Raw genomic sequence first — 6,752 nt, 5'->3', positions numbered from 1 at the left:
TCACGGCCCCACGTACTCCCCGCGCGGGCGCAGCCGCATCGCGGGCTCGGCGTACTCCGCCCCGATGTGGGCGATCCATCCGGCGATGCGGCCGAGCACGAAGATCGTGCTCGCGGCGTCGTCGGGCAGGCGCGCGCCCGACACGAGCGCGGCGAGGGCGAGGTCGATGTTGGGCTGGAGGCGGGCGCGATCGGCGACGACGGTGCGCAGGCGGGTCACGGCATCCATCGTCCCCTCCCCGTCCGGAAGGGCCGCGAGCAGGGGGAAGAGTGCAGCGGCGCGGTCGTCGACGTCGCGGTAGAGGGGGTGTCCGAAGCCCGGGATGCCGTTGCCGTCCTGCAGCGCCTCGGTCAGTGCCCGCTCGGGGTCCATGCCGCGACGCACCCGCGTGAGCAGCCGTGCGGTGCGCGTGGCGGCCGAGATGTGCAGGGGGGAGTCGGCCGCGCCGAGGGCGGCGCCGACGGCGGCGTAGGCGTCCGCGCGGGCCGAGGCGGCGACCCGGGCGGCGAAGGTCGATACGGCGAGGTCGTGGTCGATCAGCAGCACGAGGGCGGCGTTGACGGCCTCGATCACGGGGTCGGGCGCGCCGGTCGTCCACGCGGTGACGAGCGAGCGCGCGAGGTCGGGGTGCGGATCGCCGCCGAGGGCGACCGGCAGCCCGGTCAGCAGCGTCCACCCGATGCGGTGCAGGGTGGCCGCTGAGGTGTCGTGGCGCAGCGGATCGTCGGCGGCGAAACCGGTGAGCGCGGCGCGCAGGCGGTCCATGGCCCCGGCGTGCAGCGGCAGGGCGTCGACGACGGCGCGGGCGCTGCCGATCGCGGTGTCCGGGGCGTCGAGTCGCTCGGCATCCCACAGCCACGCGACGACCTCGGCGAAGGGGCGGTCGATCAGGTCGCGCGCGCGGTGACCGCGGTAGAGCAGCTCGTCGTCCTCGATGTCGGCGACGTCGGTCTGCACGACGCCGAGGGGCATGCCGACGGTGGGGTGCGCCGGCGTCCGAGCAGCCGCGCGTCGCCGGCCCGATGCGAAAGCCTCGACCTCGAGCGCATCGAACGTCGACCCGTGCGCGTCGCGCTCGCGCCGCAGGAGTCCGCGCGACACGTAGGCGTAGACCGTCTCGGGCTTCACGCCCAGGCGTGCGGCGGTCTGCGCGGCGGTGAGGCGGGGGAGGGGTGCGGTCATCTTGATCCGATCAACGTTGACGCTGTCGCCGTCATGTTCGCACACTGGGCGCATGAGCGAGCTGATCGATGTCCCCCGCGGCCTCAACGGCGTCGTCGCGGCCGAAACCCGCGTCGGCGACGTCGACGGTGACGCCGGCTTCTTCCACTACCGCGGTCACTCCGCCGTCGAGCTCGCGCGTACGCGAAGCGTCGAGGACGTCTGGCACCTGCTCGTCCTCGGGCACCTCCCGGACGACGCCGAGCGCTCCGCGTTCGCGACGCGCATCGCCCGCGCGCAGACGGATGAACGGATGCCAGGGCTCGTCGCCGCCGTGCGCGCTCACGCCGACGAACCCCTCGCCGTGCTGCGCGCGACGTGGACGCTCGCGGCATCCGTCCGCCGGTCCGCGGCCCTGTACGACTTCGACGAGGCCGCCCGGATCGACGAGGCGATCGCTTTCGCCGCCCTGGCTCCGCTCGCCCTCGCCCCGGGATTCAGGCCGAGCGGGCGCGGGCTCGTCGCCGACTACCTCGAACGCGTCACCGGACGCCGCCCCGACGACGCGCACGTGCGGGCGCTCACGGTCTACCTCGTCGCGACGATGGACCACGGCTTCAACGCCTCGACCTTCACGGCCCGGGTCATCGCCTCGACGGGGGCCGACATGGCGTCGTGCCTGTGCGGCGCGCTCGGCGCTCTCGCCGGGCCCCTGCACGGCGGCGCGCCCGCCCGCGCCCTCGACAGCCTCGACCGCGCGGGCGACGACCCGGCGGCGTGGATCGCGGAAGAGCTCGCGGCGGGTCGACGCCTGATGGGCTTCGGTCACGCCGTCTACCGCACGGCCGATCCGCGGTCGGAGCTGCTGCGCGGGGTCGCCGAGGGGTTCGGCGGCGAGCGGGTCGCGCGGGCGCTGGCCTTCCAGCGCGAGGCCGAGCGGCAGCTCGCCGCGCGACGCCCCGAGCGTCCCCTGCACGCCAACGTCGAGTTCTTCGCCGCGGTGGTGATGGAGCAGTGCGGCATCCCGCGCGAGATGTTCACTCCCACCTTCGCCCTCGCCCGCACGATCGGTTGGACGGCGCACGTCCTCGAGCAGGCGCAGGACGGCAAGATCATCCGTCCGTCGGCGCGGTACGTGGGGCCGGCGCCGCGGGTCAGTTGAGCAGCTCGAGCCCGCTGAAGAACCCGATCGAGATCGACAGCAACCCGGCGGCGACGCCCGCGATGAACCCCGCCGCAGCGAGCTCGCGCGCCATGCGCGCATTCAGGCTGAGGATGCCGCACACCGCCGACACCACGGCGAGCACCCACATGCCGATCTGGATCCAGGCCAGCTGCTGCAGCTCGGACACCGTGCTGACGGTCACGACGAACAGGTACCACCCGATGACGATCGCACCCGTCACGATCGCGACGATGGACACGGCGCGAAGGTCGCCCTTGGGGGTCGGCGGCGCGGGCGGCTCGTCGCGAGGCGGGACGTCGGTCGCCGGCTCCAGCGAATCGGGGAGGTCCTCGTCTGCCATGCGTCGATCCTCGCAGGTCGGCGACGGTTTTCGGGATGTGTTGCCCGCGGGGGCGAGCTGTGCACGCGGCCGGCCGGGGGCCGAAGCGGCCTAGGCTCCTGTCGGTGAGAACCATCGGAGTCGACCTCGCCGCCGAAGCCCCGGGAACGGCCCTCGCCGAGATCGTCTGGGCCGACGGCTCGGCCCGCCTGACGCGGCTCGAGATCGGCATCCAGGATGCCGACATCGTGGCATCCGTCGCCGCGGGCGACGCGTGGCTCGGTGTGGACTGCCCGCTCGGCTGGCCCGACGCGTTCGTCGAGTTCATCGCCGCACACCACGTCGCCGAACTCCCCGCGTCGGGACCCGTCGAAGGGCACGCGGCCTGGCGCCGCCCGCTGGTCTACCGCCACACCGACCACGTCGTGCGCGAGCGCATCGGCCGCTGGCCGCTCAGCGTCTCGACCGACCGGCTGGGGGTGACCGCTCTGCGCGGCGCCGGACTGCTGCACCGCCTGGCCGCGGTCGGTGTCGGCGTCGATCGCGCCGCCGAGGGGCGCCTGTTCGAGGTCTACCCCGGGGGCGCGCTGCGCCTGTGGGGCTTCGACACCACGGGATACCGCGTGGATGCCACCCGCCGGGCGGTCCTGCTCGACGCGCTCCGCGAGCGCGCGCCATGGTTCGACGTCGGCGGCTTCGCCGCGCTGGCGATCCGAAAGGCCGACGCCTTCGACGCCGTCGTCGCCGCCCTCGCGACCCGCGCCGGAGCGCTCGGGCGCTTCTGGCCCCCGGCATCCGAGATGCTCGCCGTGGCCCGGCGCGAGGGATGGGTCGTGCTGCCCGACGGGCCGCTGGAGGGTTTGGTCGACGGTCCCGTAAGCAAAGGCTAGACATCTAGCCTTTGCTTACGAGTGCGAGATCACCGGGCGTCAGGCCGCGGTCAGGCTTGCGATCAGCCCCTCGACGCGGCCCTTGATCTCGTCGCGGATGCGGCGGACGGCATCCAGGTCCTGCCCCGCCGGGTCGTCGAGCTCCCAGTCCTCGTAGCGCTTGCCCGGGAAGATGGGGCACGCGTCGCCGCAGCCCATCGTGATCACGGCGTCGGAGGTCTTGACCGCATCGACCGTGAGGATCTTCGGCTGGTTCGCCGAGATGTCGATGCCCTCTTCGGCCATCGCGGCGATCGCCATCGGGTTGATGGAGTCCTTGGGCGCGGATCCGGCGGAGAGCACGTCGATGCGGTCGCCGGCGAGGTGCTGCAGATAGCCGGCGGCCATCTGCGAACGCCCGGCGTTGTGGACGCAGACGAAGAGAACGGTGGGGCGGGTCATGGTGGCTCCATCATGGGTGGTCGAGGTGAACGGGGGGTGAGAGGTCATTCGCGGCCGTTCATCATGCTGCGCCGCTCGATGAGCACGGTGTCGCGCCACCGCCCGGCCCACGGCCCGACGACCGAGCGGGCGATGCGCTCGCGCCGACCGACCTCGCGGAAGCCGAGTCTCTCGTGCAGGCGGAGGGATGCCGTGTTCTCGGGGAAGACGCTCGACTGGATCGTCCAGACCCCGTTCATCTCGGTCGCGGCGATGAACGCGCGCAGCAGCGCGGTGCCGATACCGCGCCCCTGGGCGCGGGACGCCACGTAGACCGAGTGCTCGACGACACCGCGATACGCGGCGCGGGTCGACACCGCAGACCCCGCCACCCACCCGACGACGGCGTGCGCGTCGTCGACGGCGACCAGCCGGCCGAACCGTGTCTTCGCGCGGTCGAAGGCGTCCCAGGTCGGCGTCTCGGTCTCGAAGGTCGCGTTGCCGCCCTCGATGCCCTCGCGGTAGACGTCCTCGACCGCGGCCCAGTCGGCTCGTTCCAGCGCTCGCACGAGAGTCATGTCAGCAGCACCCGCCGGCATCCGTCGCACACACGCCGGTCGCGGGAAGGTTCAGTTCGACGCGCGAGGCCGAGGCGAGATCGCCCGCGAGCCACGCCGCGATCGAGCGCACCTGCTCGTATCCGGTGGCCAGCAGGAAGGTGGGCGCGCGGCCGTACGACTTCATCCCGACGACGAAGAAGCCGTGCTCCGGATGGGTCAGCTCGCGGAAGCCGTGCGGCTCGACGGTGCCGCACGAGTGCACGTTGGGGTCGATGAGCGGGGCGAGGAGCCGCGGCGCCTCGACGACGGCATCCAGGTCGGTGCGGATCTCGCGCAGCGGGGCGAGGTCGGGCCGGAAACCCGTCGCGTTGACGACGACGTCTGCGGTGACCGTCGCGAGGTCGCCGCGTCGCGTTCCCGAGAGACGGATGCCGTCGGGCAGGGCCTCGACGCGGTCGATCTCGAACGAGTCGATCTTCTCGACGGTCCCGGCCTCGACGTAGCGGTCGACGCGTGCGCCGAGCTGCGCGCGCCCGACGAGCCCGTCGTCCGCCGACGACGACACGCGAACGGCGCTGGCGTTGCGGATGAGCCACGTGATGCGGGTGCCCGGCGCGTCGCGCTGCAGGCGGACGAGCGAGATGAGGGTGTTCGCGGCGGAGTGCCCGGCCCCGACGACGACGGTGTGCCGCCCCGCGAAGCGGTCGCGCTCGCGGCCGACCACGTCGGGGAGGGCGTGCGAGATGCGCGCGTCGTCGATGGTCGGCAGGCCCGTCGACAACAGGGAGTTGGGGGAGTCGTACGTTCCCGACGCGTCGAGCACGGCGCGGGCGAGAAGCTCTCCCTTCGGGGTGCGCACGAGGAACGGCGTGTTCTCGCGATCGGCGGATCGCGTGCGGTCCATGCCCTCGCGCGCGATCCCGGTCACGCGCGCGCCGTAGCGGATGTGCACCGCAATCTCGGGCAGCTCGGCGAGCGGGCGCAGGTAGTCGTCGACGAGCTCGCTGCCCGTGGGGGCGCGACCCTCCGCCGGCAGGGTCCAGCCGGTGGCCTCGAGGAGGCGGCGCGCGACGGGGTCGACGACCTCGCGCCAGGCCGAGAACAGGCGCGTGTGCCCCCACTTCTCGACGGCGGCGGCGGGTCCGGATGCCGCCTCGAGCACGGTGAACGCGATCCCGCGGTCGGCGAGGTGCGCGGCGGCGGCGAGGCCCACGGGACCCGCGCCGATGATGGCGACGGGCAGGGTCGCGAGACGATCCGTGACCCGGGGCCGCGGGGTGAGGGTGAGCGTCGACATGGGACTCCTCGTGCATCGATGACGGTCGATGCTTTATCGTGCCCGCATCTATCGACAGATGTCAATATCGACTATCGTCGATGCATGACCACGCTGCCGCTCCTCGACCCCGTCGCCTGCTGCGTGTCCTCCGGGGGTGCCGCGATGTCCGTCGCCGACGCCGAGGAACTGGCCGGGCGGCTGAAAGCCCTCAGTGATCCGACGCGACTGCGCCTGCTGTCGATCGTCGCGGGCGCGGCGGAGCAGGAGGCGTGCGTGTGCGACCTCACCGAGCCGGTCGGTCTGTCTCAGCCCACGGTGTCGCACCACCTCAAGGTGCTGACCGAGGCCGGGTTCCTCACGCGCTCCAAGCGCGGCACGTGGGCGTACTACCGGCTCGTGCCCGGCGCGCTCGACGCGGTCGCGGGGGCGCTGCGCATCGAGGGGTGACGCGGCTCAGCGCCCGAACATTCGCGAGAAGAAGCCGCCGCCCGCGGCCTCTGTCTTCTGGTGACCCTCGCAGCGATCGCGTCGGGGCACTCCCGCCATCACCTGGTCGACGTGCTGGCCGCACCCTGCCCACGTCGTCTTCCCGCACGTCCTGCACGCCACCTGTCGGCACATCTTCGGCATCCTTCCGTTCTCAGCCGCGGTCGCGACCGGCCTCACTATACCCCCGGGGGTATAAAGTGGATGCCATGAGGACGATCATCATCGGAGGAGTCGCCGCGGGCATGAGTGCCGCGACGCGGCTGCGGCGACTCGACGAGACCCGCGAGATCACGGTCTTCGAGCGGGGCGCGCACGTGTCGTTCGCGAACTGCGGGCTGCCGTATCACGTGGGCGGCGTGATCGCGGATCGGTCGTCGCTGCTCCTGCAGACGCCGGAGTCGCTCGCCGCCCGCTTCGCCCTCGACGTGCGTGTGGGTCACGAGGTGAT

Annotated in this window: 9 protein-coding genes; 4 read left to right on the top strand and 5 right to left on the bottom strand. The window is 72.7% G+C overall.

Annotation, left to right across the window (positions count from 1 at the left end):
- On the bottom strand, nucleotides 1-1,182 hold the full coding sequence (locus QZ433_RS12245) for a citrate/2-methylcitrate synthase (protein WP_295783859.1): 1,182 nt from the start codon (nucleotides 1,180-1,182) through the stop codon (nucleotides 1-3).
- A gap of 52 nt (nucleotides 1,183-1,234) precedes the next feature.
- Here QZ433_RS12245 and QZ433_RS12240 point away from each other — a divergent pair, with 52 nt between their 5' ends.
- Nucleotides 1,235-2,323: a citrate/2-methylcitrate synthase gene (locus tag QZ433_RS12240; protein WP_295783857.1), complete on the top strand. Its 1,089-nt coding sequence runs from the start codon at nucleotides 1,235-1,237 to the stop codon at nucleotides 2,321-2,323.
- On the opposite strand, the gene QZ433_RS12235 is transcribed toward QZ433_RS12240, so the two are convergent.
- Nucleotides 2,316-2,687: a hypothetical protein gene (locus QZ433_RS12235; RefSeq protein ID WP_295783855.1), complete on the bottom strand. Its 372-nt coding sequence runs from the start codon at nucleotides 2,685-2,687 to the stop codon at nucleotides 2,316-2,318. The genes QZ433_RS12240 and QZ433_RS12235 overlap by 8 nt on opposite strands.
- A gap of 104 nt (nucleotides 2,688-2,791) precedes the next feature.
- On the opposite strand from QZ433_RS12235, the gene QZ433_RS12230 reads away from it, so the two are divergent.
- Nucleotides 2,792-3,556, top strand: a complete 765-nt coding sequence (locus QZ433_RS12230) for a DUF429 domain-containing protein (protein ID WP_295783853.1) — start codon at nucleotides 2,792-2,794, stop codon at nucleotides 3,554-3,556.
- Nucleotides 3,557-3,595: 39 nt separating this feature from the next.
- Here the strand turns inward: QZ433_RS12230 and QZ433_RS12225 are convergent, their stop codons facing one another.
- Genes QZ433_RS12225 through QZ433_RS12215 form a run of 3 tightly spaced genes read right to left on the bottom strand, consistent with a single transcriptional unit; the run spans nucleotide 3,596 to nucleotide 5,833 of the window.
- Nucleotides 3,596-3,997: an arsenate reductase ArsC gene (locus QZ433_RS12225; protein WP_295783851.1), complete on the bottom strand. Its 402-nt coding sequence runs from the start codon at nucleotides 3,995-3,997 to the stop codon at nucleotides 3,596-3,598.
- A gap of 44 nt (nucleotides 3,998-4,041) precedes the next feature.
- Entirely contained in the window at nucleotides 4,042-4,554 is a 513-nt protein-coding gene (locus QZ433_RS12220; protein ID WP_295783849.1) for a GNAT family N-acetyltransferase, read from the bottom strand.
- 1 nt (nucleotide 4,555) lies between these two features.
- Entirely contained in the window at nucleotides 4,556-5,833 is a 1,278-nt protein-coding gene (locus tag QZ433_RS12215; RefSeq protein ID WP_295783847.1) for an NAD(P)-binding domain-containing protein, read from the bottom strand.
- A gap of 84 nt (nucleotides 5,834-5,917) precedes the next feature.
- Here QZ433_RS12215 and QZ433_RS12210 point away from each other — a divergent pair, with 84 nt between their 5' ends.
- Together QZ433_RS12210 and QZ433_RS12205 are read left to right on the top strand one after the other, a co-directional pair.
- Entirely contained in the window at nucleotides 5,918-6,262 is a 345-nt protein-coding gene (locus QZ433_RS12210; protein WP_295783845.1) for a metalloregulator ArsR/SmtB family transcription factor, read from the top strand.
- 248 nt (nucleotides 6,263-6,510) lie between these two features.
- Nucleotides 6,511-6,752: FAD-dependent oxidoreductase (locus QZ433_RS12205; protein ID WP_295783844.1), on the top strand; the 242-nt coding region annotated here is incomplete at its 3' end.

Source organism: uncultured Microbacterium sp., assembly GCF_913776565.1.
Taxonomy (GTDB): Bacteria; Actinomycetota; Actinomycetes; order Actinomycetales; family Microbacteriaceae; genus Microbacterium.
Note: the sequence above shows the minus strand (reverse complement) of the source record. Positions and strands in the feature narration are given on the sequence as shown.